The 24,298-nt window shown below is 58.6% G+C and carries 24 protein-coding genes, 1 tRNA gene, 1 pseudogene and 1 riboswitch; of the genes and pseudogenes, 19 read left to right on the forward strand and 7 right to left on the reverse strand.

The features are described 5' to 3' along the window. The first annotated feature begins 119 nt into the window (after nucleotides 1–119). Nucleotides 120–194, forward strand: a tRNA-Lys gene (locus U9R61_RS14935). 1,098 nt (nucleotides 195–1,292) lie between these two features. Here the strand turns inward: U9R61_RS14935 and U9R61_RS14940 are convergent. Next, nucleotides 1,293–1,457: a hypothetical protein gene (locus tag U9R61_RS14940; RefSeq protein WP_322489606.1), complete on the reverse strand. Its 165-nt coding sequence runs from the start codon at nucleotides 1,455–1,457 to the stop codon at nucleotides 1,293–1,295. A 629-nt stretch (nucleotides 1,458–2,086) separates the two neighbouring features. Here U9R61_RS14940 and U9R61_RS14945 point away from each other — a divergent pair. The 5 genes from U9R61_RS14945 (at nucleotide 2,087) to U9R61_RS14965 (ending at nucleotide 6,346) form a co-directional block, all read left to right on the forward strand. Continuing rightward, a complete protein-coding gene (locus U9R61_RS14945) occupies nucleotides 2,087–2,758 on the forward strand; it encodes a hypothetical protein (protein ID WP_322489607.1) in 672 nt (223 codons plus the stop codon). Nucleotides 2,759–3,850: 1,092 nt separating this feature from the next. Continuing rightward, entirely contained in the window at nucleotides 3,851–4,390 is a 540-nt protein-coding gene (locus U9R61_RS14950; protein ID WP_322489608.1) for a hypothetical protein, read from the forward strand. 506 nt (nucleotides 4,391–4,896) lie between these two features. Further along, entirely contained in the window at nucleotides 4,897–5,166 is a 270-nt protein-coding gene (locus U9R61_RS14955) for a hypothetical protein (RefSeq protein ID WP_322489609.1), read from the forward strand. Between the two features lie 5 nt (nucleotides 5,167–5,171). Next, a complete protein-coding gene (locus tag U9R61_RS14960) occupies nucleotides 5,172–5,627 on the forward strand; it encodes a discoidin domain-containing protein (RefSeq protein WP_416208859.1) in 456 nt (151 codons plus the stop codon). Beyond that, nucleotides 5,624–6,346, forward strand: coding sequence for a M23 family metallopeptidase (locus U9R61_RS14965; RefSeq protein WP_322489611.1), 723 nt, complete (start codon nucleotides 5,624–5,626; stop codon nucleotides 6,344–6,346). The genes U9R61_RS14960 and U9R61_RS14965 overlap by 4 nt, the downstream gene beginning before the upstream one ends. A 179-nt stretch (nucleotides 6,347–6,525) precedes the next feature. Here the strand turns inward: U9R61_RS14965 and U9R61_RS19965 are convergent, their stop codons facing one another. Further along, nucleotides 6,526–6,915 carry an RCC1 domain-containing protein gene (locus U9R61_RS19965; protein ID WP_416208860.1) on the reverse strand — a complete coding sequence of 130 codons (390 nt, stop codon included), beginning with the start codon at nucleotides 6,913–6,915 and terminating at the stop codon, nucleotides 6,526–6,528. Beyond that, nucleotides 6,833–7,177 carry a hypothetical protein gene (locus U9R61_RS14975; RefSeq protein ID WP_416208861.1) on the reverse strand — a complete coding sequence of 115 codons (345 nt, stop codon included), beginning with the start codon at nucleotides 7,175–7,177 and terminating at the stop codon, nucleotides 6,833–6,835. The genes U9R61_RS19965 and U9R61_RS14975 overlap by 83 nt, the downstream gene beginning before the upstream one ends. A gap of 642 nt (nucleotides 7,178–7,819) precedes the next feature. On the opposite strand from U9R61_RS14975, the gene U9R61_RS14980 reads away from it, so the two are divergent. The 10 genes and pseudogenes from U9R61_RS14980 to U9R61_RS15020 all read left to right on the forward strand — a co-directional run bounded on the left by U9R61_RS14980 (nucleotide 7,820) and on the right by U9R61_RS15020 (nucleotide 13,090). Further along, complete coding sequence (locus U9R61_RS14980; RefSeq protein ID WP_322489612.1) at nucleotides 7,820–8,386, forward strand: hypothetical protein; 567 nt, start codon at nucleotides 7,820–7,822, stop codon at nucleotides 8,384–8,386. 246 nt (nucleotides 8,387–8,632) lie between these two features. Further along, nucleotides 8,633–8,778: riboswitch (cobalamin riboswitch) on the forward strand. A gap of 255 nt (nucleotides 8,779–9,033) precedes the next feature. After that, entirely contained in the window at nucleotides 9,034–9,414 is a 381-nt protein-coding gene (locus U9R61_RS14985; RefSeq protein ID WP_322489613.1) for a hypothetical protein, read from the forward strand. A 23-nt stretch (nucleotides 9,415–9,437) separates the two neighbouring features. Beyond that, the gene (locus tag U9R61_RS14990) at nucleotides 9,438–10,328 is read left to right on the forward strand and encodes an ABC transporter substrate-binding protein (RefSeq protein WP_322489614.1); all 891 of its coding nucleotides are present in this window, start codon (nucleotides 9,438–9,440) and stop codon (nucleotides 10,326–10,328) included. Further along, nucleotides 10,321–10,725 carry an acyl-CoA thioesterase gene (locus U9R61_RS14995; protein WP_322489615.1) on the forward strand — a complete coding sequence of 135 codons (405 nt, stop codon included), beginning with the start codon at nucleotides 10,321–10,323 and terminating at the stop codon, nucleotides 10,723–10,725. Before U9R61_RS14990 ends, U9R61_RS14995 begins: the two co-directional genes overlap by 8 nt. A gap of 409 nt (nucleotides 10,726–11,134) precedes the next feature. Further along, a complete protein-coding gene (locus U9R61_RS15000) occupies nucleotides 11,135–11,362 on the forward strand; it encodes a hypothetical protein (protein ID WP_322489616.1) in 228 nt (75 codons plus the stop codon). Between the two features lie 6 nt (nucleotides 11,363–11,368). Then, nucleotides 11,369–11,452: pseudogene (locus U9R61_RS19970) on the forward strand (hypothetical protein); the annotation flags it as partial. Nucleotides 11,453–11,475: 23 nt separating this feature from the next. Next, nucleotides 11,476–12,225 carry a PQQ-binding-like beta-propeller repeat protein gene (locus tag U9R61_RS15005; protein ID WP_322489617.1) on the forward strand — a complete coding sequence of 250 codons (750 nt, stop codon included), beginning with the start codon at nucleotides 11,476–11,478 and terminating at the stop codon, nucleotides 12,223–12,225. Between the two features lie 18 nt (nucleotides 12,226–12,243). Continuing rightward, nucleotides 12,244–12,501, forward strand: coding sequence for a hypothetical protein (locus U9R61_RS15010; RefSeq protein WP_322489618.1), 258 nt, complete (start codon nucleotides 12,244–12,246; stop codon nucleotides 12,499–12,501). Nucleotides 12,502–12,723: 222 nt separating this feature from the next. Then, nucleotides 12,724–12,909, forward strand: a complete 186-nt coding sequence (locus tag U9R61_RS15015) for a hypothetical protein (protein ID WP_322489619.1) — start codon at nucleotides 12,724–12,726, stop codon at nucleotides 12,907–12,909. Continuing rightward, the gene (locus tag U9R61_RS15020; protein ID WP_322489620.1) at nucleotides 12,896–13,090 is read left to right on the forward strand and encodes a hypothetical protein; all 195 of its coding nucleotides are present in this window, start codon (nucleotides 12,896–12,898) and stop codon (nucleotides 13,088–13,090) included. Before U9R61_RS15015 ends, U9R61_RS15020 begins: the two co-directional genes overlap by 14 nt. Nucleotides 13,091–13,348: 258 nt before the next feature. Here the strand turns inward: U9R61_RS15020 and U9R61_RS15025 are convergent, their stop codons facing one another. The 3 genes from U9R61_RS15025 to dps form a co-directional block, all read right to left on the reverse strand. Then, on the reverse strand, nucleotides 13,349–13,891 hold the full coding sequence (locus U9R61_RS15025; protein ID WP_322489621.1) for a zinc ribbon domain-containing protein: 543 nt from the start codon (nucleotides 13,889–13,891) through the stop codon (nucleotides 13,349–13,351). Between the two features lie 184 nt (nucleotides 13,892–14,075). Further along, nucleotides 14,076–15,383 (reverse strand): extracellular solute-binding protein, encoded by a 1,308-nt coding sequence (locus U9R61_RS15030; RefSeq protein ID WP_322489622.1) that lies wholly within the window; start codon nucleotides 15,381–15,383, stop codon nucleotides 14,076–14,078. A gap of 4 nt (nucleotides 15,384–15,387) precedes the next feature. Beyond that, nucleotides 15,388–15,879, reverse strand: a complete 492-nt coding sequence (gene dps / locus U9R61_RS15035) for a DNA starvation/stationary phase protection protein Dps (RefSeq protein ID WP_322489623.1) — start codon at nucleotides 15,877–15,879, stop codon at nucleotides 15,388–15,390. A gap of 184 nt (nucleotides 15,880–16,063) precedes the next feature. On the opposite strand from dps, the gene U9R61_RS15040 reads away from it, so the two are divergent. The 3 genes from U9R61_RS15040 (at nucleotide 16,064) to U9R61_RS15050 (ending at nucleotide 20,342) form a co-directional block, all read left to right on the forward strand. Beyond that, nucleotides 16,064–17,428 carry a CAP domain-containing protein gene (locus U9R61_RS15040; protein ID WP_322489624.1) on the forward strand — a complete coding sequence of 455 codons (1,365 nt, stop codon included), beginning with the start codon at nucleotides 16,064–16,066 and terminating at the stop codon, nucleotides 17,426–17,428. A gap of 321 nt (nucleotides 17,429–17,749) precedes the next feature. Next, complete coding sequence (locus U9R61_RS15045; protein WP_322489625.1) at nucleotides 17,750–19,141, forward strand: hypothetical protein; 1,392 nt, start codon at nucleotides 17,750–17,752, stop codon at nucleotides 19,139–19,141. Between the two features lie 232 nt (nucleotides 19,142–19,373). Beyond that, entirely contained in the window at nucleotides 19,374–20,342 is a 969-nt protein-coding gene (locus U9R61_RS15050) for a MoxR family ATPase (protein WP_322489626.1), read from the forward strand. Between the two features lie 504 nt (nucleotides 20,343–20,846). Here the strand turns inward: U9R61_RS15050 and U9R61_RS15055 are convergent. Beyond that, nucleotides 20,847–24,152 (reverse strand): EAL and GGDEF domain-containing protein, encoded by a 3,306-nt coding sequence (locus tag U9R61_RS15055; RefSeq protein ID WP_322489627.1) that lies wholly within the window; start codon nucleotides 24,150–24,152, stop codon nucleotides 20,847–20,849. Between the last annotated feature and the right edge of the window lie 146 nt (nucleotides 24,153–24,298).

Consider the following 24,298-nt stretch of genomic DNA (forward strand, 5'->3'; position numbering starts at 1 on the left):
CCAGCTCCATAAGCACTCTGTCGATACCACAAATGCCTCTTCATGGCCTTTGTGCAGCATACGCAGACTGAGGCTACTCAGTTGACGCCAATCGCAGACTCGGCTATACTACCAACGGCGGGCCGGTAGCTCAGCGGTAGAGCACCTGACTTTTAATCAGAGGGTCGTGGGTTCGATCCCCACCCGGCTCACCATATCTCAGAGTAAAATGCAATCGCCGCCGTCGATCATCAGCGATCGGCGGCGATGTTTTTTGCCTTAAGCTGTTAGCGCGAGTGCAGCTAGACGGTAAGGGCCAGCGGGTTAGGATGAGGCTGTGGTACATGTTGACGTTCTAAGTAGTGCTAGTGTGCGGTGGTTTTTAGACCACAAAGATAGGTTTGCATAATATTATTTGCTGTTTTATTTGCTTTCTGTTTAGGTGAAAATATTATTGTCTTCTGCCTTCTCTCGTGTTTGTTTCGTTTTACATGCTTTATGGATTATGTAATCTTTCTCCTCTGGACTAGCTTAGACTAGGTTGTGATTGACTTGGCAGTATCTGAGCTTTGGAAATAGTATAATACGATTTTGTTGCTATGTAAAAGGTTAAAAGGTAAGTAATATTCGTTACGATGATCGGCATTTCGTAAGAGCGCGTATGATACCCCGTGTTTTATGGCCGGTTGGTAGGTTGTTACCCCCTCCTAAACGGTTGTTACTCATTATTTTGGTAGTTATAGTTTGATACGACGCTACGATGGTTCAGTTGCGATAGGAGTAGGCTTATGGGTGTCTAGGGTTTGGTTAGGTAGCAGACGTTGGAGGCGTGATCGCCTTTCTCGGATCGCATCGATGAGGAGAGCATACGTTTGATAGGGTATCTGTTTCCTCTCCCCTGAATCCGAATACATCTTCTTGCGCGTTCAGGTGTGAATTGGTTGGCGGGTAAGACTAATTTGAGATTGCGCGATGGTTGTAGCCCTCATCCCTCCTCCTTCTTCTGATCTGTAGGAGCAGGGCACTTCTGCGTGGTGTGAATAGAGATGGCTTGTGCGCTAAGGGGGCGCGTTCGTGCCGGATTGAGTCTGTGAAGGAAGCGTTGCAGAGGTGACCCTCATCCCTAACCCTGCTCCCGCTTAGCGGGAGCAGGATACTGCTGCTTTTGTGGATGGGGCGGGTTGATGCGTGAAGGGCGCGCGTTTGCGCCAGATCGAGCCAGCGGAGCAGATATTGCAAAGATGTCACTCATCCCTAATCCTGCTCTCGCGCAGCGGAAGCAGGGCACTGCTGGAGGAGGTGTTGCACGTGTATCACGCACTCTTGACCTTAATCGGGCGCCGGAGAGCCTTGGGATGCCAAAACGGCGCGGGCGGCGGGTTGGATGGCTCGCGCTCTGGCTTTTGGTCAGGCGGATTGGGTGGTGCCGGCGGGACGGCGGGCGGGGCGACGCGCAAGAGGCGAGGTAGCAGCGGCATCACAGGGCTCCTTGCTAGTCAAGATGAAAGAGTATTCATATAAGAAACCGCGCGAAATCGGAAAAAGATTCGCGGTTTTTGCGCAGATTTTTGGCAATCCCTATCCTTCTCCGGATCAAGCTGGCGGAGCGGGTTTCAAAAGGGGTGGACGGTCATAGCGGGCAAGGCGGTGCAGCGTTTGGGCGAAGAGAGCAGTGTTGTGGCGGTGCGCTGCGGCGAGCTGCGGGGCAAGGGCGGTGATCGTTGTAGTGCGAGCGCGGTGCTCGGTATGGAGGCGAACGGTGGGCAGTGCAGTTTTTGAGCACGTGAGCGCGTTGTTGAGCCTCGGTGATAGCGCGCGCAGCGACGAGCGCTTCTATCCATTCAGAGGGTGAGATGAAGGGCATATTGGCACACATCTGCGCATCGGGATCTTATGGATATTAGGTGTGTTGTGATGATGAAGCTATTCTACCTATCGGCGAGCGAGGTTGGAAGGGGGGAAGAACACGCACGAAAGCTTCATCGAGAATGCAACACTATTCATTGACGAAGTGCTTAGGATTTACCGTTCGATGAAACTAGTCCTCCGGCGCTGCGTACATGATCGCGATGTTCTATCTTCACTTGCACTCTTACCGGAGAACAACATGCGTTTCTACACCACTTCGCACGGCCCTCGCTGCAATTCACGCACATGGCCAACCTTTTGCCAATACTGTGGTCAACGAGTATTTTATTTCACCTGTGATTGCGGTTGCAAAGTCTTCTTTGATGAGCTAGGGGCGCCGTGGCCGAAACATCAATGCCTTGGTTATCTTCATTCCTTAATCGAAACCTATGGGCGTGAGGTCATTGAGCGCGGGATGGCAGTGATGATGATGACACCGGGTATTGACCGTACTTATACGACACAGGTGCAACAAGCTTATGAGCGGGAAGTTTGGCAACCGGCTCCCAAAAAGGATATCATCCGGCGCGATCCTGTACACGACGCTCGTGAGGACGTGGTTGGGATTGTGCGAGAGTTAATTGATGGTGTCAATGTTTTTAAGCTCCTAGGTACTAGTGATAATTGGTTCAGTCTCGCAATACTTGGATCGCTTGCAAAAGCGGAATGTGTCCAGATAACGATTCATACTGGCGCTTTAGCTAGCGCTGATAATTACAGTTTCACCTTTCTGGTGGATAAGCAGTTGCTGATGCAGCAATCCATCGTGAAGGGTGCGTTGATTCGTTGCCAACTGCGCAGTTTGGTTGTACCGGGATGGAAGCCGATCTGGATTTGTGATCGAGTACGTAGTCCGCTTGAAGAGAATTAAAGGCTGGTTGATGAATCTGTGAGCTATAGCGCTACGCTCCAACAAGGTTGGTAGCAATGAAACTTACAGAGCGGGGATGATACAATATCACCCCCGTTTGACTATGGTCATCACTGAGTCACATCGCGCAGCGCGTGAAACATTTCTCCCACTGCTTTGGCGCCTCCGCTTGCTGTGATCAGCGGCAGTAGCGCGCGCAGGCTAGCGAGCAACTCAGGGCGAGGCCAGCGCGCTAGTAGTGACAACGTCTCTGTTAAGCAACGATAGCGCAGTGGCGCAGTGAGTGCGGCGAGGTGTGGTGCTAGCGTGGCGAGCGCTTTGGTGCGATCTTGCCCGTATTCAATCGTGTGGATAGTGGTGTGTTTGGTAGGTGTAACGCTTTGGCGGGCGAATGGGTGTGAACATCATTTTGCTCAATCATGCGTGTGTTGTCGAGTGGGTAGAGTGTGGCGACTGTGGATGAGGTAGTCTCTTGTTCGTGTTATGATTATTAGCATGTTTCACGCTAATATGCTTGTGATCGTGAGTGAACCAAATGTAGCAGTGACCGAATTGAGGCAAACAACAGTAGCACGAAGTTTTGAACCGATTGACGGGGCAAAAAGAGCGCGGGATTAAGTCGCTCAACTGAGGCCAATTGTGATGCCATCCGGTCAACGATACATCGTCTATCCGGGTCAGGATGCGCGGATCACTCGGGTCATTCGTAAGATTGTGCGTGGCTTGAGCTATCATCATGGATTGCCAATGCCAGTGTATGATGAGCAGATTTGGGTGGATGTCTTGTGATACGAGTTTCCAGCGCAATTTCTTGCCGAGATGGAATACGATCACCGTGAAGAAGACATTGTGAAATATAGATTTAAGCTGCTTAATGAGCCAAGTATAACTTCAGCTTGGTTGATCACCTTCTATGAAAGACGAATATTTATTGCAATTGTCTCGCCAGAAGGGATAAATGTAAATTAAAACGACTAGAAATGTGTTCTTATTGATTGCATGTTCTTTGAACATTATCTTGCCTTAGAGTGACAACGAACCAGTTAGAGGCGTTTGGTTATTAACTACGATATGTCATCTTGCGAGATATGTATGCCATGGCAAATGATCTTGTATACTATCTGCATCTTTCTCGTCCTTTATATTGCTTATAAACTGATCAAGACGAAGAAATTTACGACTGACCAAGCTCTTGCCGTATTAGCAATCGTGGTGTCAATCATTCTGGCCCAGCATTCTGCGCCGAATGACCAGATGCGCGATCAACGACAAGCATCAGACACAGTTTCCGCCTTCGTCATTCCATTGCTGGAAACTATTGAGGGCGCTGAGAATGAGCTCAGCAACGAAATTCCGTGGTGGGACTTTATTGTTTGGGGCAACCAATCTGGCCGTTACGATCCGGCCGGTTGTTTTGGCATTGCGTGGAATGCGGCAGGGTATACCAACACGGTGATTGTGTTTACCAAAGTGCGGGAACTTGCGTTTGCGCCTGACCCTGCTGGTTGGTCGGGTCGATTGTGTGTGCAAGGAAGCACTCTGTCGGTGACTGCGCGTGATGTGGGGGAAATTCAGCGCCACTGGCTCAGTCAGAAGTATGGAGGTCGTTGGCAGGTGATGGTGCTTGATTGACGGTAACGCTCTCTCACCTCTTGCCTGTTATTGCGGTAATAATGCTTGATAGGCCGGCACGTAAGCACCGCGTGATGAGCAGTTATACTGCCGCATCTCATACCTCATCCTCCTCCACCATTGGCTTCAAGGGCGGACAGACATTTGGTCGAGACAACGGTTGATCGTTGTGCAATGCCTCAAAGCGTAGCTCTGCTCCCCTCTCTCGCGCCAGTGGGAGAGGGGCTGGGGTGAGGGGAAACCGGCTCATCTCAAAGCCTTCAACCGTATCTACGCTCATGCGTTCTGTCCGCACCTCTCCACCACTTGCCCGGAACCGGCTTGATCGCGACCGTCCGGTCCATGCTCCTCTGTTACCACATTCATCATTGACCTTACCCAACCAGTTGCTACCCAACCAGTTGCTACAATCAAAGCAGGTTAGCGAGCGCTGGCGACGGAAGCTATTCTGCTATATTCATCTTCCGCCGCTGCATGGTGAGGTATGCGGATTGGGGGAGGAGTGTATGGGACGCCAGACAACCTTCATTATCGGCGCCGTGGCGGTCGTGGCATTGCTTGCGATCATAGGGGGCGTTGCGTTTGTCGTGACCCAGAACCGGAGCGTGCAACCGGGCTTGGCTAGTTCGTCGGCGGCGCTGACGGCGACGCGAGTGGCGTTGCCGACGCGCACCCCGCGACCTGTTATGACCAGCGCTACACCGACGTTGCCGGCGAGTAGCACTGCACCGGCGTCGCCCACCCGCATACCCGTCCGGCGACGGTTGCCCAAATAACGCCGCTGCGGGTCAGCGCGAGCGATTATGCGCCGAATTCGCGCGATGCGCAAGGCAATACGACGACGTTTGTCCCCGATAATGCGGTTGATGGCCGGTTCGATACGGCGTGGCGGGTTGCGGGTGATGGCGTGAATCAGTGGCTGCTGCTCGAGTTTGCCGGCCCGGTTGAGGTGCGTGAGGTGCTAATTCTGCCGGGTTATGCCAAGATTGATCCAGTCGATGGTACGAACCGGTTTTGGCAGAACCGGCGGGTGCGCCGGGTGTGGCTGGAGTTTCGCTCCGGTGAGCGGATCGAGGCGCTGCTCGATGATCAAGCGATGTTGCAGCCGATCCGGGTGAACAACGTTGTGACTGATGCGATCCGGATCGTGATTCTGGAGAGTGTTCCGCCGGCGGTGGACGATGGGCGCGATTTTACGCCGATTAGCGAGGTGGAAGTGATAGGAGTGGTGCGATGAGCATGTATGCTGTCAGGTTCTTGGTGGTGGCAGCATTCGTGCTCATGCTGGCCGGTTGTGGCGAGAACGCTGGGCCGGTGAGCCAGCAGGCTTCACCGGCGGTGACGGCAACGATGGTAGCAGCGACAGTGGTGGTGAGCCCGACGCCGCTCCCCCCGACGCGCACCCCGCGGCCTAGCCCACTGCCTACCCCTACTGTGACACCCACGCCTGAGCCGACGCCGGTACCGCCATCGCCAACGCCGGTCGTCCTCACCTACGTCTTCCCGGTGCGCGGCGCACGGATTGAGTATGGCCCCTACCATCATGACTATCCGGCTGCCGATATCTTTTGCCCGGTTGGGAGCGAATTTGTGGCCCCGACGAGCGGCGTAGTCGATTTTGTCAGCCGGGTCGATCGCTGGGATCCGGCCACCAATCGGCCAGAGCATCGCGGCGGCTTGGCGGTTGCAATCATCGGTGATGACGGCTGGCGCTACTATGGCTCGCATTTATCGGCGGTCGCTGACGGGATCGAACCGGGGGTGCGGGTCGAGGCGGGGCAGGTGTTGGGGTACACCGGTAACAGTGGCAATGCGCGCGGCACGCCGCCGCACCTGCATTTTGGCATCTCGCGCCCGACGACGCCGGACGATTGGGCCGTGCGGCGCGGCGAGATTCCGCCATTTGCGTACTTGCAAGCATGGGAGCGGGGTGAGCCGCTGCGCCCGCAACCGTAGGCTGCGGGCAGGTTGTTTGGAAGGGGATATGTGCCAACCGAGCCGTGCCAACCCGTAACACCGGTAACACCGGTGTGAATCCGTGTCCTCAGGTATTGAATAGGACACGGATTCGCACGGATGAGTATTCCTTAGCCGCCCGCTTCGGTGTGATGGCGTTGTGGTATGCCGGTTATGGGCTAGACCCCAGCTTTACGATCATCGGAATAAAAAATCAGTGGCTGCGGCGCCTCGCCCCTGCCCGATCCTGCGACCTGTACCGGTGTCGGGCTGTAACCGGCAGTGCCATCGCCGAGTTGGCTGGAGAAGTTGTCGCCCCAACAGCGGGCGGTACCGTCGTTGAGCAGCGCGCAAGTATGCTCCAAACCCGCTGCGATGGCGATTGCGCCGGTCAGACCGCTGACCGCCACCGGCGTCAGCCGATCGGTTGTGGTACCGTTGCCAAGCTGGCCGTTGTCGTTGTTGCCCCAACAGCGGGCTGAGCCGTTAGCGAGGACTGCACAGGTATGCGCAGAACCTGCCGCAATCGCAACTGCGCCGGTCAGGCCGCTCACCGCGATTGGTGTCAGACGGTCTTCCGTGGTGCCATCGCCGAGTTGGCCGGAGGCATTCCTGTCCCAGCAATAGACCCATACCGTTATCCGCCAACCCGCAGGTGTGACCAGCGCCTGCAACCACTTGGCTAAATCCGATCCCCTGCGGCGCCGGCGGTTCGTTGAATGTCGCCGCTGCCGCGCGCGGTGCGCCGATGGGCAATGCGGATGGTACGGCGAACGAGGCGAGGACGAGCACGATCGACAGCGGAGCCGAACATACCACTGGACGACGCATAGCGAACCTCCTCTCTCGGAACGCATGACCGGACAACGAACGGAGACTTATACCGGCAGGCGCTGTTCGACGGCGTCACTCAGCGCCTGTCCCTAGGGCAGCCGGCTAGTTTGCCAAACCGGCGCAACATGCCGGCATCTATTGCGCAATGAGGCAGGGATGTTTCTCTTGTTCATGTGCGACTGCGAGTGTGATGCTTGGCGCTGTGGGTATCACCATGGGCAGGGCAGAGTATTTCCGCCTGCATGACGGTTAAGGGGTGGGCAGAACATTTGATCGCTGTGCGATGCCTTAAAGAGATCGACTCCCCTCTCCCGTGTCAGTGGGCGAAGGGCTGGGGTGAGGGTCTCAGTCCGCGCAGCGGGCTTCGTACCCCTAGTCCGGTCCTTCACCTGTTCTGTCCACCCTTGAACGCGCTCGTGAGCAAGGGGCTAGGGATGAGAGCAAACTGGCGTATTGCAAGGCCATCAACCGCATCTGCGCTCATACGTAAGGCGCCGCGGATGGGATAGGGAGAGGGCAATTTACGCCAGACTATGAGTAGGTTGGGCAGGGGTAGTTGGCCTCTGAGAGGGTAGGCGAATGTTTAGTCAACGAGGTACAATAAAGACACTCGTTTCTCGCTCTCGCGCAAGGAGACTGGTGCGCGATCCTATCTTAGGCGCTGCAATGATAACTGCCGAACAGCTCATTCCATACCGGACGACAAGCATTGACTATACCGAGACCGATCGGCTCAAAGAGGTATATACTCGTCTGCGCAGTGAACGCTGCCCGTTCTACTTGACGGCGGCGGAGTTTGACGCCATTCTCTCGTGGAAACTGCACGGTCAGTATGGACGGCAGGCGGGGATCCGGCCAGCAAACATCGAAGATGTGATTCGGATCGTGACCGGCGCTGCGTTGTCAGTCTCGCATCCTGATGAAGATGATGAAGTTGAGTTGTGGTTAGGCATCTTGGGCAGCTTACGCGGTGTGGGCGTACCGGTGGCTTCGGCGATATTGGCGCTGGTGTTTCCAGAAACATATGCGGTGATTGATTTTCGCGGCTGGCGGCAAATCTTTGGTGAAGCGAAGCGAACGTTCTCAGTGGCTGATTACAAACGCTACCTGCGCGCGGTGAAACGGTTGGCGGCTGAGTTGGGGTGGCTGGTGCAAGAGGTCGATCTGGCGATTTGGGAGTATGATCGCAGCCGGGGTGAGAGGTAAGGTTCGTTGATCGAGAGTGCGGCAGTCAAATTGTACCACGATGAGGATGGTAGCAACATCTTTACTTGTCTACGATTGTTTCCCGCATAGCTTGCCATGTCGCCGGGAATTGCGGCGAGCACGTTGTATCACGACTTCTCTCCCCCGGTTATCTCTTTTCTACGCAGTGTGGTCAGGTGTTCACGCTGACGATGGGCAGGCTGAAGGCGGGCGCGTTATACTATAGTTCTATATCTGTGTACATCGCCAACCAAATACCGTCGCGGTGACCCGTTAGCCCGGATGCTAGGGCGTAAAGGTGGAAGCTGGTGAAAGTCCAGCGCTGTGCCGCAACTGTAACCGGTTCTTATGAGCCGGAAGCCAGGACGCCTGCCGCGATGCGTTTGTTCAGCCCTTCTCGAGCAAAGGAGGACGGACATGCCCCGTGCGCCTTGAACGCGCTCGCGCGTTGCACCGGATCATGTTGCCCCGATCTCTGGAAGGAGATCGGGGTTTTTGCTTAGAGCGCGAGGTTGCGCTGATTCCTGTTTCCCTTAATCGATTGTGCTTATTCGTTGCCGGCAGTGGCGTGCCGGTGGGTAGGTTGTTGGTTTGATTGGCCGTGAGCGCTGCGCCTGTTGTGGGTGCAGTCCGAAAGGAGCTGGCCGATGTTGCAGTGTGATGTGCGGGATATTTGCGCCGAGTTTCGTAGGATCGAGCGCCGGCTAGTGCGTCAGTACCGTGATTTTGCCGAGTTGATCCATCAGTCGCCGTGCCTTGCGCTGAGTTATATGGAACGAATCGCTCACGATCGGGCGCGCGTGTTGCATCTCACCTTGCTGATGCACGGTCTCGGCGCCGATTATGAGCAGTGGGCCAAAGCGTCGATGGATGAGCGGATGGAGCAGATCGGTTTCTGCCGTTTTTCCCGGTGGCGGCCTCTGTATGTGCGCCGGGCCGGATCGGCTTGGGAGGTGTCAGATCTGTTTGCGACCATTCAGGTTGATGTGACCGATCTCAATGGCTTGATCGCGCGCCTGCACCAATAACGAATAGCGAGAGGAATGAGGCTATGCGCATTGTTTCACTCACGCCGCCAGCCACCGAGATAATCTGCCGCCTCGGTTTGGCCGATCTCCTGGTTGGCGTTTCCCATCTGTGCGATTTCCCGGCTGAGGTCGTCGTCGGCTTGCCGCGTGTGACCCGCTCGGCGATCCCCACCGGCCTCACGGTGGCCGAACTCGATTGGGCGCTAGCGACGCGACTGCGCCGGGGTGAGAATCTCTTTACGCTTGATGAAGCGGCCCTTGTTGCGCTTGCACCGGATCTGATCATCACCCAAGACTTGTGCGATCCCGGACTGGCCTCGTTTGATAACGTGTGCTCGCTGCGCCAGCGCTTGCCGGCTGATAGCCAAATCGTCTCGCTGGCGATGTCTGATTTCGATGACCTGTATCACGATGTGATGGTTATTGCGGAAGCTGTAGGGTATCCGGAGCGAGGCCGGCGGCTGTGCGACCAGATGCAGGCGCGGTTGGCGCGGGTGCAGATGGCTAACACTGGCCGTCCGCGCCCGAAAGTGGTGGCGCTGGAGTGGCTTGACCCGCCGTTTACCGCCGGTCATTGGGCAGCGGAGATCGTGCGAAAGGCTGGCGGGAATGAGTTTTTGGGCCGGGCAGATGGCCATTCGGTTCCGGTGAGCTGGAAGCAGATGTATGCTGCCCAACCCGATGTGATCGTGTTGCTGTTAGCCGGGCATACGTCCGCAGCCGCCGAGCGATGTTGGCAGACCGCCAATCTGCCGCGTGAGGCGCGTGCAATCCCGGCCATCCGCGAGCAGCGGGTCTATGCGCTTGACGCTCGCCCGCTCAGTATTCGCCCTACGCCGCGAATTGTCGATCTGGTCGAACGGCTGGCAATGCTCTTGCACCCAACTCGATTGACGGAGATGTGCTATGCATAAGTCACACTGCGTCGAAACGCGCATGGTTTTCCCCATTTTTCCCGCCGATACCAATCACTATGGCACGCTCTTCGGCGGGCAAGCGGTGGCTTGGATCGATCAAGCCGCTTTTGTCTGCGCCACCCGCTGGTGCCGGCACAAAGTGGTAACGGTTCACCTGAGCGAGGTCAACTTTCGCCACCCGGTGCGTGAGGGGTCGATCGTCGAATTGATTGCGCGTCTTGTCCGTACCGGGCGCAGCTCGATGCATATCTCGGTTGAGATGTGGTGGGAGCCGATGGATCATGAGAAGCGAGTGCTGGCCTGCCAAGCCGAGTGTGTCTTGGTCGCGATTGGCGATGATGGGAAACCGGTTCCTGTGCCGCAACTAGAGCCGGCGGCGCCTGCCGGGCAGTGACAGGGTGGATCATCCTTGCAGGTGGAGGCCATCATGCCCCGAATGCCAAACCGAACTGGTTGAAGCGGTAGAGATAGTAGCAGAGCAGACCGATCCAGTACATTGTTCAAGGGTTCGGGCATACTTCCTTGTGCGGGTATCTGGAGCGGTACGTTGCCGAGTTGGAAAAGCTGAAGTAACGTTCCACTCACAACCTATCGCTAGCGCGCCGGCCAAGTATGGCCGGCGCTATGGTTTGAGCGGTAGCAGTAACTAGCAAAAGTTGCGCTCCCTCTTTGCCCTGCCCGCCATATCGTCTACAATATGACTGCCTGCCACGCTGCACCCCTGCGCAACGATGACCCACGCTATCGCCTCTGATCTCGGAACGTAAGCGCCTCGCGAAAGGGTATCATCAGGATGCGCCGGAATGATGTTGGTCATAGTGATGGTTGCGCTTCAGGCGAGGTTACTGGCCGGTGTGAGCCAGCCTTGGCGCGCCGCCGCTTCCGTCTATTCACATGACAAGAGTGATGATGGCGTGGCGACCGTCTCCCAAATCGCTACCGCCGATTGGCCGCAACTCGCCTATGATGCCCAGCGCAGCAACTACACCCCGTTGCACGTTGATCCGCCCTACTGCTATATCTGGAAGTGATATGAGGTGCCTTTTGCTTCGCGGGCCCAGCTGGTGGTGGCGAGCGGTCGCCTGTTTATCGGCGGGATGGACGGCGTGCTCTATGCGCGCAATGCGAGCACCGGCGCGTCATTGTGGACGTTTGCCGGCGATGGCAGCCCGATCCGCCATTCGGCGGGAGTAACAATACGGTGGTGTTTAGCACGCACGGCGGTACCACGTTTGCCCTCGATGCGGCCACCGGCGCTCTGCGCTGGCAGCGTGTTACCGGCCCGAGCGCCACTGCGCCGCTGCTCGATGCTGCACGTGGCCATGTTGTAGTCGCGGCGACCGATGGCCGGCTCACCGCGCTTCGCCTCAGTGATGGTGCGCAAGTGTGGCAGCACGTGTCGGAGGCACCGATCTTGACGACGCCGGCTCTCAGCCGTGACGGTACGCTGATCTTCGCTGGTAACGAAGCGATTGATGCCTTCGCTGTCAACGCCACGACCGGTGCGCTGGTTTGGAAGACGCGCCTCTATGGCCAGAGCCTCACCGATCGCTATCCGGTCGTGGTTGGCGATGCGGTGATCTACCGTTCGCAACCGCTCTATTCGCTGTGGCAATTGCTCAGTGAAGGCGGCGCGACGATGAACCAAGCCGGTGCGGTGAACACTGATTGGGCTGCTGATTGGGCTGCTGTGGGCCCGCGCATTACCGCTTACCTCAACGCGAATCCGCACAAGCAGACCTTTTTCGTGTTAGATGCTGCAATCGGCGCGGTGCGGGGCACGGCGCCGGTGCTCTATACCTTTGGCGACAACGAGATCCCAAGCCCGCCGGTGGTGCGCGCCGGTGCGACCGATACCGTCTACCTCATCTACCGCGCTCGCCAAGGCATCTAGACCACCAGCCCTTACGCGGTGCATGTCTCGTCGCAGTATGACGCTGAGTTGGGTTTGCTGAATGTGCAGAATCTTAACAGCATTACCGGTCTGCGCGCACCCGATTATCCCGCTTCTACCTTCAACTACGAGTTTCGCTTGACCTCCGACGAACCGGCAATGCTGAAGCGGGACGCTGGTGCATATCGGGACGGTCTCGAATATTTGGCCGGAAATGCGGCGGCGGCCCGAATTCCGGGTGTGGGCCAGAGGGGCCAAACCCTTTCTTCCCGCTGAGCGGCAACTCGGCTGATCGGGCGTATCCCTTCCCCTCGCCGCGGGTTGGCGAAGGTGTAAGCCGGGTCGGGGCCGTGATCGCTAACAATATGATCTACTGGCGGGTAATTGAGGGCGGCTTGGCCGGTATTGGCCGATGCACTGGCACCTCGTGCCCGGCGCCGCTGGTCTACACACGCACCTTGCCGCCGCCACCCGACCCTACCCCACCGGTGGTCACCGGTGGTCACCACTACCCGCCCGCTGACCGATTACGTGACCCTCGATCTCACCACGCCGGTTGCCAACCCGCCTCCCGATCAGGTGCAGCGCCTGCGCGCTGAGGTGGCGGACTTGATCACGCTGACGTCCTACCAGATGCCCTACTATCTGCAACGGGGTATGAGCAACCCGGATGGGGCCGCATAATTCAACCCAAGGCGATGAACCGCCGATGATTGCCTATAACAGCGGCGGTAACGCGATCTGGCACGATTCGGGCGAATTGGTGCTGACGCTGGCGATGGCGTACCCCTACCTCGATTCGACGTTGCAAGAACGAGTGCGCCAGTATGTCGCGAACGTCATCGCGCGCTACTCGCCGGGATAATATGCCGTGGGGCGGCGAAGCGGGGCGGGCATAGGTTTCGCGCAGCGCCCAACGTGAGTTGTACCCCGTCTGCGCCGCTGGCTCGACCGTTCGTGGGGCGCGGTGATCGCTCCTCGATCCAGAAGCTCCAGAAGCTGGTCGCGACCATTCAGGCGCGCAATGAGGAGCATCTGCTGCCGCGAATCGAGATGCCGTTGGTGCTACCGCGATCAGGAATAGGAAACGGATGAAGTCGATCCGTGTCCTATTCCAAAAGCATCATGGCGCCTTTCCCTTCCACCGCCAACTTTCCATCAGGAAGGTCAATCCCACCAGCAAGAGCAGGCCGGGGAAGAAGAGGCGCGGCATCAGGAACAAGACCCCTAACCCAAACAGCCAGATCGCATTGCGGATGCCGGCAGTGGTGGTACCGCGCTGGAAGTGAAAGATGAGTTGGATGATGCCGAGTACCATTAAGATGTTTGGCCAGATCATCGGCGGTAGCCGGAAGATGGCTGGGATCAATAACGCGGCCCCGATCAACAATAAGGTGATGCCCAATTCGTGGTCGCCACGGGCCGGTTTGGGTTGGGGGGCCGCCACCGTGCGCGCTTGCCTGCTGCCCTGCACCGGCTCGCCGCAGTAGACGCAAAAACGGGCGTGACCCGGATTGACGAAGCGGCAGTGCGGGCAGATGATGGTCGAGGCATCGCCTCTCGGCAATTGAACTGTTTCACCGGTGGCAACGCGCACTGCTGCGCCGCATTCAATGCAGAAGCGGGCGTCGTCGGGGAGGGTGGTATTGCAGTGTGGGCAGTGCATAGCGCCCCCTTTCTAAGCCAATACGCAACGATACCTTGTATCGTCTATGATTGCGCTGAGGCGAACCATCGCTGGTTCTTCGTTGGGATGCAATCAAACAGTATCTGCCGTCTCGGTTATGGAGTGCGGCAGTGCAACTGCTGTACTGCATAGCAACCTTGCCAATATGACGTTGCGTTACTGATTAGGGTTGCGCAAACTGGCGCAGGCATGCTAGCGCCTCGCGTTGCATGCGCGCTGGCACATCTTTGATAGGCGGATCGCCAGTGGTGGCGCTGTACAGGTACGATTCAACCCCGAAGATGGCGCAGCGCGCTGCCGGTGTCGGCGGCAGACCGGGAGCGGTAGCGGCTTGCGTCGCAGCGGCGGCGCGGGTTGGGTCAGCGTGAATGCTGGGATCGGCTAACAGTTCACGGCGGGCCGGCGACCGGCCCAGCGCCGCGCTCAGCCGGAGTTGGACTTCTGGCTGGTAAAGTGTTGCTGCCAGCGCCGCGACTTCCGCTGGTGTGGCCTGACCGTCGCGGTGGCGCATGAGGAGGCTGCCGCCGATCAACGGTTGAGCCGGATTGCCGTTGAACGCTGGCAACGGCGCAATCCCGATCTGGAAGGTGTCGCTGATTGCGCGGTAGGTGGGCCATGCCCAGTCGCCATCGATCGCATACGCGGCAAACCCTTGGGCCAGCAGCCGTTGGCCGCGGGCATAGCTGTCGCCGTTGCGCGGCGCCGCTTGGTACAGATCGCGCAATAGTGTGAGGGTGGCCGTCATCGCTGGCGTATCAAGGGTTGGCTCAGCGCCGTCGGGGGTGGTAAAGGCGCCGCCGGCAGCGTAGAACCACGGCGCTAGCCAGCGCGCCGCCCCCCAGCCTTGCACAAATCCGGCCCGTTCGGATGTGCGGGCCGCTTGTGCTGCCGCCACCAAATCGGCAGCCGTCGCCGGCGGCGAGCGATCGAGCTGGTAAAGCAGCAGCAGCATATCTTGGGCGGTGATCGGCGCGCCCCACAGCGTGTCATCATTGCTGGCAAGCGTGCGCAGGCCGGGCAAGAGGTCAGCCGGCAGCTCCATGCCAATCGGCGCTAGCGCGTTATCGGCTAACAACCCTACCAGCGCCTCTTGATCGGCCCAGATCAGGTCGGGCGGCGGCAGGCCGAGCAGGCGATCGGTGGCGAGGCTGAGCAGCAATCCGTCGGGGTCGCGGGGAATTATGGCGAGTTGGAAGTTGCCGGCTTGCGCAGCCTGTTGCAACTCGGCGGCAATCGCAGATTGGGCCTCAGCCGGTTCGGCGACCCAGATCGTCAATTGGCGCGCCACCGGGGTTGCCGTAGGGGCTGGCATTGCGGTGGGCATTGTAGTTGCCGTGGGCGCTGGGGTCACGGTTGGCGCGGCGGTCGCCGTAGGCGCTGGGGTTGGCGCTGGCGCTGGCGCAGCGCAGGCGGCGCAAATCAACGCCGCGACGCAGATCAGCGCCGCGGCGCGGGCAATACGAAGGGTCACAGTGCTATCCCTGCAAATGGGCTTCGAGGAACCAGAGATCCTTGTCAATGGTGCGGGCAACCTCAGTCATCAGATCGGCGGTCGCCTGATCACCCATTTCGGCGGCGAAATCAATCGCTTGGCGCGTGGTCTTGCCGTAGGCGGTAAAGCGGTCGGCCAACGCTGCCACATGGGCCATGCCGTCAGTGATGTCGGTGGGATATTCCGGCAAGCGTGACGCTGCCGCAGCGAGGCGCACGGTACCCATGGCTGTGCCGCCAAGCGCCGTCACCCGCTCGGCGATCGCATCGACAAACCCGTTCAGATGCCCGGCCAACTCGTCAAACAGTTCGTGCAACTCCATGAAATGCGGCCCTTTGACGTTCCAATGTGCCTGTTTGGTCTGACTCATCAGATCGAACGTATCGGCCAGTTGCTGGTTGAGCATCGTAATCAGCGACCGCCGCCGCTCAAGCGGCAGATCGATCCGGGTGGCAAATTCCGTGGTCTGAGTCATTGGTTCCCTCCTTGTCGTGCCATCCATGCCAAACCGCTCCGATGCGGCTGGGAATAGCGATGATCGCAGGTGAGGGCGTCATCATAGTACTTACATCATACCAAAGTCAGGCTGGTTATGCCAATGTCGGGTTGGTACAATAGCCTGCATACTTGCCGGTTGAGTGCGTTGTGCGGGGGCTGCAATGTGGCGTTGGCGAGGCTTGATCAACCTGATCGCCAGTGTTGTGATGCTCTTGGCGTTGTTGCCTGCGCAATCCGCACAGGCCCAATCCCGCATCTGTTTCGCTGAAGTGCCCGATTGTATTGAAGGTCGGTTTGCCGAGTACTGGCAGCAACATGGCGGCTTACCGGTATTTGGTTTTCCGATCACGCCGGTGTTTGAGCAAGAGGTTGAAGGCCGAGTTCGCAAGGTGCAAATCTTTGAACGCAATCGCTTTGAACTTCACCCAGAGCTGGCGCGTCCGTATGATGTCTTGCTCGGTCGGTTAGGTGACGATCTGTTGCAACGACGCGGCATGCCGTGGCAGAATGAACCGAAAGCCCCGGTGACGCAACAGTTCGGTTGTCGTTATTTTGCCGAAACTCAACATCTCGTATGTGATGCATTTCTGCGGTATTGGCAAACGCATGGGCTTGAGTTTGATGGGCGACCGGGGTTGAGTGAAGCGGAGAGTTTGGCACTGTTTGGCTTGCCACTGACCGAACCACGGATGGAGACAAACTCGTCGGGTGATACAGTGCTAACGCAGTGGTTTGAGCGGGCACGGTTTGAGTTGCATACGCAGCTTGGGCCAGATGTGGTGTTGCTGGGCTTGCTTGGCCGCGAAGCATTTGCGCCTCCGCTGGTGTTGCCGCGCCATTGGCTGGATCGGCTCAATGCCTATCGGGCCTTCGCCGGCCTAGCTCCGGTGCAGGAAGAGGCGGCGCTGAGCGATAACTGTTGGCAACATGCCCGCTATATGGCGGAAAATAATCACCTCACCCATGACCAAAACCCGGTGCTGCCGTATGCCTCGCCGGCGGGGCAAATCTGCGCGCAGAAGGGGAATGCGTGGATAGGAGGGGGTGTTTCGTGGCAACCGGCCGATCCGATTGATGGCTGGATGAGGTCGGTTGGTCACCGGCTCTGGATGCTTTATCCAACGCTCCAGCGCACAGGGTTTGGGTTCTACACGGCGGCAAGCGGCAGGCAGAGTGCGGCAGCGCTCGATGTACTGTCGTATTTCAACGAAGGGATTGACTATCCCGGCTGGCCGGTGCGTTATCCGGGGGCCAACCAACAAGGGGTGCCGGCGACCATCTATCCGATCACGCTGCACTGGCGCTACTTTGGTAATGCTCCAGTGGTCACGGCGACCGAGCTGCGGGTGGTGGGCGGCGCGACGTTGCCGCATACGGTTTCGACCGATTTGCCTGCTGGCCATAAGGGGATCGTGATCATACCCACACAGCCGCTGCCGGCGTTGGCAACGATTGAGGTGATAGTGGCCGGCAGCTACGATGGACGACCGTTTACCTATCAGTGGCAGTTTCAGACGGGGTGGTGAGCGTTACCGGTTGATGTGAAATGATAACTGTGGAATGCGGCAGTTGCACTGCCGCACTCCATAATCGGGCGGTATGGATGTGTTGAGCGGGGCGGCAGTTAGACTGCCGTACTTCAGCATGGAGGTGAAGGCGCTGAGTGGGCGGCAGTTGCACTGCCGCACTCCAGCGTGGGACGATGCTGGGCATTCGTGAACGTATCGTTGGGGCAAGAGGTTGCTAACCGGTGTGTGTTGGACTGCGCGTTTGGAGCAGCTTGCTTGGGGCGAGATACAGCGGCGTGATCGCCTGCTGCGCTCTCGCCGTAACATAAGGTGTTTGGGATGCGTCAATTTCTGCTCATTATCTCCTTGCTGTTCGTCGTTACACTCGCTTCCGTCCAAGCCCAAGCCAACCCGGTGACGGTGTGGGTGCCGTTGGTGCAGGCTCCGCCGCCTACGGTGGCCGGTTATCTGGGGAGTGCGCAAGATGATACGCTGGTCGCGGTGGGGTTTGTCCCTGCCGGCGCATTGGTGCTGGCGGGGAATGTGCCGGCGCTGGCCGACGCGCCAGAGACGATCGTGCCGGGCGGCGGGACTGGCGCGTTGATCCAGATTGCCGCCGATGGGCGGACGATCGGCAGGGTGGTGCGAGTCGCTGCGACACTCAACCACGCGGCGTTAGCCGTCGATGGCAGCGCCGTCGCGTGCGGGCCGGACGGAGTGATCGTGTTGGAACCCGATCTGGCGGCGGTGCGGTGGCGGGCGACGCCGGGTGCGATCGCGCGTTGTGCGATTGGCGCTGATGGCCAGGTGGCGGCGTTGCGAGCCGCCGATCGAACGGTGCTGGTCTATCCGCCGGCTGGCGGCTCGCCGTTGGCGATTGTCGTGGCCGGCACTGCGGTCGCCGATATTGCGCTCGATACGGCGAATGGGCTGCTGGTTGCCACTGGCTACACCCAAGCGGCTTCTGATCTGAAAGTGGCCTTTTTGCGCGCCTACCGTCTCACTGATGGCAGCGTGGCATGGCAGCGCTACGGCTTTAGCGCTGCGGCTGTCAAGGGTGCGAATCTGGCTGCCGACAGCGAAGGACGGCGTCTGGCGCTAGGGGCGGATGGTCTGCTCTATTTCGCTGGCTTCACCGATGGCGGCAATTCCATCTTTGGCCGCGATCCTGCCGATCTGAGCCGCGTGCTGAGCGCGAGCGAGTTGATCACGTTCGACCAGTACAACAATCCGTTCAATCTCAGCGGCGCAAAATCGCTGGCTTGGTATGGCCGGTTCGATCCGGCGACCGGCGCGCTGTTGCGCGGGCAGTGGCTGCTCACTCGCCTGAATGATGGCAAGGGCAATTCGATCACGATCCGGGCGTTGACAGCGGCGGCTGACGGGACGCTGCTGGTTGTGGGTGATACCGCTTGCTGTCTGCAAGGCCGCAGCACGATGCAACTCTTTGGCCAGACCCTCGGCAATTACGAATTGGGCGAGCCGTTTGCATTAGTGGTTAGTCCTGACTTCGGCCAACGCCAGCTGTGGACGGCGCTGGCTGCACCGGGGGCGACAGCGGGGAGTTCACCGGCAATCGCGGCGGCGCTTACCAATGACCGGCTGGTGCTGGTGGTGAATGTGACGCCGAACACCGCCAATACGCGCGCCTTGGTGACAGTGGACAATCCGGTGTTTGCGGCCAGCAATGGCGGGCGCGAGGGGTACTATCTGCTGATGGCGCGGCCTTGATATGGGGGTAATGTTGTTGGTTGGCGGTTCACTGCACCTTGTGTTCCAGCAATCACTGGCAGCAGTGAACATGTGGAGTGCGGCAGTTGTACTGCCACACTCCAGCATGGGGGTGAAGGCATGGAGCGGGGCGGTAGTTGCACTGCCGCACTCCATATCAACCGGCGCACCGGCGATGCTGGGATCGTGGTACGATACCATTGAGAGCCTTTGACCGGCAAGGAGTTGCATCGTGTCCACCGTTTCGGAAACCGCCATTGCCGAGATTCACCGGGTCGCAACCGCCATTCGCGCTCGGATTGGCCAGATCATTGTCGGCAAGGAAGCGATTATTGACCTTTTGTTAGCAGCGCTGCTCTGCGAAGGGCATGTCTTGCTCGAAGACGTGCCCGGTACTGGCAAGACGACGCTGGCGCGGGCGTTGGCCGGCGCGCTCGGCTGCACCTTCCAGCGCATCCAGTTCACCCCTGACCTGTTGCCCTCTGATGTGACTGGTCTCTCGTTTTATAACCAAAAGTTAGGCGAGTTTCAGTTTCGTCCCGGCCCGATCTTTGCCCAGATCGTATTGACCGACGAAATCAACCGGGCGACGCCACGCACCCAAAGCGCGCTGCTCGAAGCCATGCAAGAGCGGACGGTCTCGATCGACGGCGAGACGCGCCCGCTGCCGCGCCCGTTTCTGGTTATCGCCACTCAGAACCCAATTGAGCTAGAAGGCACCTTTCCCTTGCCGGAGGCCCAACTCGACCGGTTCTTGATCAAAGTGGCGATGGGATATCCGAGCGCGGCTGAGGAAGAGGAGATTGTGCAGCGCTCGTTGGCGCCAAGTGCAGTTGCCGCACAGCCGCCAGTCGTAGCCGCCGAGACGGTGCGTAGCTTGCAAGCGGCGGTGCGCAGCGTCGCGATTAGCCCGCCGGTGCGCCAGTATCTGGTGGCGATTGCCCGCGCCACTCGCGATCATCCCGATATTGAGCTAGGCGCTAGCCCACGTGGTTCGCTGGCGTTGGCCCATCTGGCGCAGGCGTGGGCGGCTATGACCGGCCGGAGTTTTGTCTTACCCGATGATGTCAAAGCGATAGTGGTCCCGGCTCTTAACCACCGCCTTATCCTTACTGCCGAAGCGCGGCTGCGCGGGCAGACTGCGACCGCGATTCTCGAACGCATTCTCGCCCAAATCCCAGCGCCGGTAGAGGGGGTGTGATCCTCATATTCCGGAGGAGAATAAGGTTTACCGCAAAGGCGCAGAGGGAATAGATGAACCTCTGCGATCCTTTGCGGGCTTGGCGGCTTTGCGTAGAACATCTTTGCGGCTTTGGATTGGCCCCTCTCTGCCTCCCCCGCTGGGGGGAGGAGTTTGACCCCCTCCGCCGGATGGTTCAAGGGCGGACAGAACGTATGAGCTCTGAAAGTAGTTGATAGTATTGCGATGCACCGTTTCGCCCTCACCTCCAGCCCTTCTCCTACTGGCGCGGGAGAGGGGAGCGGAGAGCTGAACTTTGAGGCATTGCACAGCGATCAACCAACGATTGTGATCGGCCACATGTTCTGCCCGCCCCTCAACCCGCTGAGGGAGGGGAGAGGATAGTTCACCGCAGTGGGCGCAGAGGTCGCGGAGGATGATCACCATCCCCAACCATCTTTGCGCCCTCTGCGTTCGTGGCGCCTTTGCGTTAAATATCTCTGCGCATTTGCCCCCTTGGCGTCTTCAATCAGTTGACGTATGCCGCCCTTGCAACCGCATAATCGAGGGCCACACCTCATCGGCGGGAATGGGGTGCGCAATCAGGTAGCCTTGCAACACATCGCACCCCATACTGAGCAACGCGACCCGCTGCTCATCAGTTTCGACCCCTTCAGCGACGACGGCCAGTCCAAGGCTATGCGCCAAATTGATAATCGCGCGCAATAAAGCGCGGCTATTGGTAACAACATTTTGTTGTTCATCGATTGCGCGCACAAACGCTTGGTCAATCTTGAGCGCATCGAGGCGGAGCTGGCGCAAATAGGCGAGCGACGAATACCCGGTGCCGAAATCGTCGAGCGCAATCCGCACCCCCATGTGGCGCAACTGGTCGATCTGGCGCGCCGCGTAGATCGGGTCATCAAGCATCACGCCTTCGGTAATCTCTAGTTCGAGATACTGAGCCGGCAGACCGGTGGCGTGCAAGACCGCTGCCACTTCGGCCACAAACTCAGGCCGCAATAGTTGGCGGGCCGAGACGTTGACGCTGATGCGCAAGAGCGGATAGCCAGCCTGTTGCCATGCCATTGCTTGCCGGCAGGCTTCGCGCAGCACCCACGAACCAATCTCGATAATCAGACCACTCTCTTCGGCAATCGGCACAAACTCGCCGGGAGCAATCGGGCCGCGTTGCGGATGGTGCCAGCGCACCAGCGCCTCGACGCTGGTGATGCTTTCGCTGACTAAATCGTATTGCGGTTGGTAGTACACCGCTAGTTCGTGCCGTTCCAGCGCGCGGCGCAGTTGGGCTTCCAGCGCAAGGCGAGTATGGGCGCGCCGGCTATGTTCGGGCCGGTAATGCAGAAAACCGCTGCGTTTGAGTTCCTTGGCGCGGTGCATGGCGCTGTCGGCATTCTTGAGCAGGGTCACCACATCGACGCCATCGCGCGGGAAGAGGCTGATCCCGATGCTGGCGGTTAAGCGCAATTCATTCCCATCGTGAAGGAGCGGCGTTTGCAACGCATCAAGCAAGCGTTGAGCGGCAATATCGGCTAATCGTGCATCAGGCAGATCAGGCATCAGCAACAGAAACTCATCGCCCCCCATGCGGCCCAGCGTATCTTGGGGGCGGGCGCATGCAGAGAAGGCATTGCTCACATGTTTGAGGAACCGATCACCGATTGGGTGGCCCAGCGAATCGTTCACCTGCTTAAACCCATCGAGATCGATAAAGAGCAGCGCCACAATATGGCGCCGCTCGCGCGCATCGCGCAGGGCGAGATCGATCCGCTCTTGCAACAGATTGCGGTTTGGCAAGCCGGTCAGCGTGTCATAGCGCACTTGATAGTTGAGCTGCGCATTGAGGTTAGCATGCTCAGCGATTAAGTTGAAGAGCTCGGTTGCGATGCGCAATAGCGTTTGATCGCTCTCGCTTAACCAATCGGTTTGCTGGTGGAAGATGGCGAGCGCGCCGTGCGCTTTGGCCAGCGGCCAAATCCAGCCGCTGCTGGCTCTCAAATGACGCAATTGATCCCAATGAGTATGCAGATCCAGCACGATAGGCGCTTTTTGGTTATGCCGCGCGATAATCTGGCGCAGGCGCGGCCCAATCAGGTCGGCTTCACCGTCCAATGGTTTGCTAGCGGCAGCGGGGTGCCCGTCCAATTCAGCCCACACCAGCCAGTTGGGTCGTTGCCGTTCGATGAGCGTTACCAGCCGGTTCAGCACGGCGGTGACTGGTGCGTGTTGGAGCAACAAGGCCAAAATTGCCGAGCGGTCATGTTCGAGGAATGCCGCCAGCTTCTGCGCGCTGATGTCGCGGTGCAAGGCAATAAAATGCGTGGCTTTGCCATATTCGTCAGTGACTGGCGACAAGCTGAGATCGACCCAAATCGGTTCGCCAGCGCGCGTGTAGTAGAGCAATTCAAAGCGAGCTGGCTGCTGTTGCTCTATCGCTTCCCACAGCCGGTTGAGCATCACTAAATCGGTAGCTGGGCCGTGCAAGATGCGCAAGCTACGGCCAATCAGCTCATTGGTGGCATAGCCGGTCAGTTGGCTACAGGCCGCGTTGGCATAGCGAATAAATGGGCCGGGTGCATGCAGCGGTTCAGCGTCGAGGATGATCACGGCGTCGTTGGTATGCACCACCACCGATTCGAGCAGGCGCAACCGTTCTTCAGTCTGTTTGCGCGCAGTAATATCGCGCACCACGATCAGCGCGCCGCCGTTGGCTAACTCGTCGTGGTAGAGCGGATCGATGCTAACCTCCACCATCATAGCCCGCCCGTCTGGCAGGCGATGGATTAATTCACCGCGCCAGCCTGTGCTGAAGTTCTGCACTGAAGGTTGCACCGGCTGGTACGGCAGCGGTTCAGCAGTAAACAGACGGCTCAGCGGCTGGCCGATGATCGCTTCCGGTTGAACGGCGTAGAGGTACGCCGCCATCTCGTTGAGATAGACAATCGCGCCGCTGCGGTCAGTCACGATCACCGCCTCGTTAATTTGCGACAGCACCCGCGCCCGCAAGTTTAATTGCCGTTCCGCTTCCACTCGGTCGGTGACATCGTAACCGATCGTCAAGACCTGTATTTCGCCAGAGCCTTCGATCAACGTGCCTTGCACCTCCACCACGCGCACCATTTGATCGCGGGCATAAATGTGGTACCGGGCCGGTTGGAGGAGTTGGCCGTTGCGCAGTGCCTGACGGCGCTTGTGCATCAGGTCGTGATCTTCGCCAGAGAGAAATTCGGTCAGGGGTTGGTTGACCAGCTCGGCTGGATCGTCCACGCCAAAGATGCGTGCGCCGGCTGGGTTACAGTAGCGGATAATTCCCTCGGGAAGGTTGCTGATCATGATCAGCAGCGGGGCCAATTCAAGCAATTGGCGGTAGCGAAATTCGTTGTTGCGCAGCGCATAATCGGCGGCGAGGAACGCCGTGACATCATAGCCGCTGAGAGTGATCCCGCCGATTTCGGGTTGGTGCTGGCGGTTACAGCACCGCAGCTCGAAAATGCGCCAGCCGCCCTCGGCGTGCTGTAGACGTACCCGGATTGGTTGGTGCTGGCATTGGCGATCGGCTAATTGGGCGAGATGGCGCTGCAACAGGTCGTGGTCATCGACGTGAACAAAATCATAGAGGGATCGGTTGACCACAAGGGCTTGCGGATGGCCGAGCAGGTTGGTCAGGGCCGGGCTGGCAAAGCGGATGGTCTGATCAGGCGCGAGAATGATGACTATTTCGGCGATACATTCCAGCAGCGTGTTGAGAGTCGCAGCTACGACATCACTGTTCAGAAAAGGAGATGGTACAGATGCGGTATCGTCAATCATAAGCGTTGTGTACTCGGATGCCGTGTTGTCTAGTCCGCTGCAGGCCAGTATACCGCGTTTACTACATTCCGTTGCAGCCGCGAAAGAAATACCTGCCGGCATTCCTTTGCGGGAAAAGGCTGCCGACAGGCGACAGTGCAGCCGGA

Origin of the sequence: Chloroflexus sp. (assembly GCF_034431535.1) — a bacterium.
Taxonomy (GTDB): domain Bacteria; phylum Chloroflexota; class Chloroflexia; order Chloroflexales; family Chloroflexaceae; genus Chloroflexus.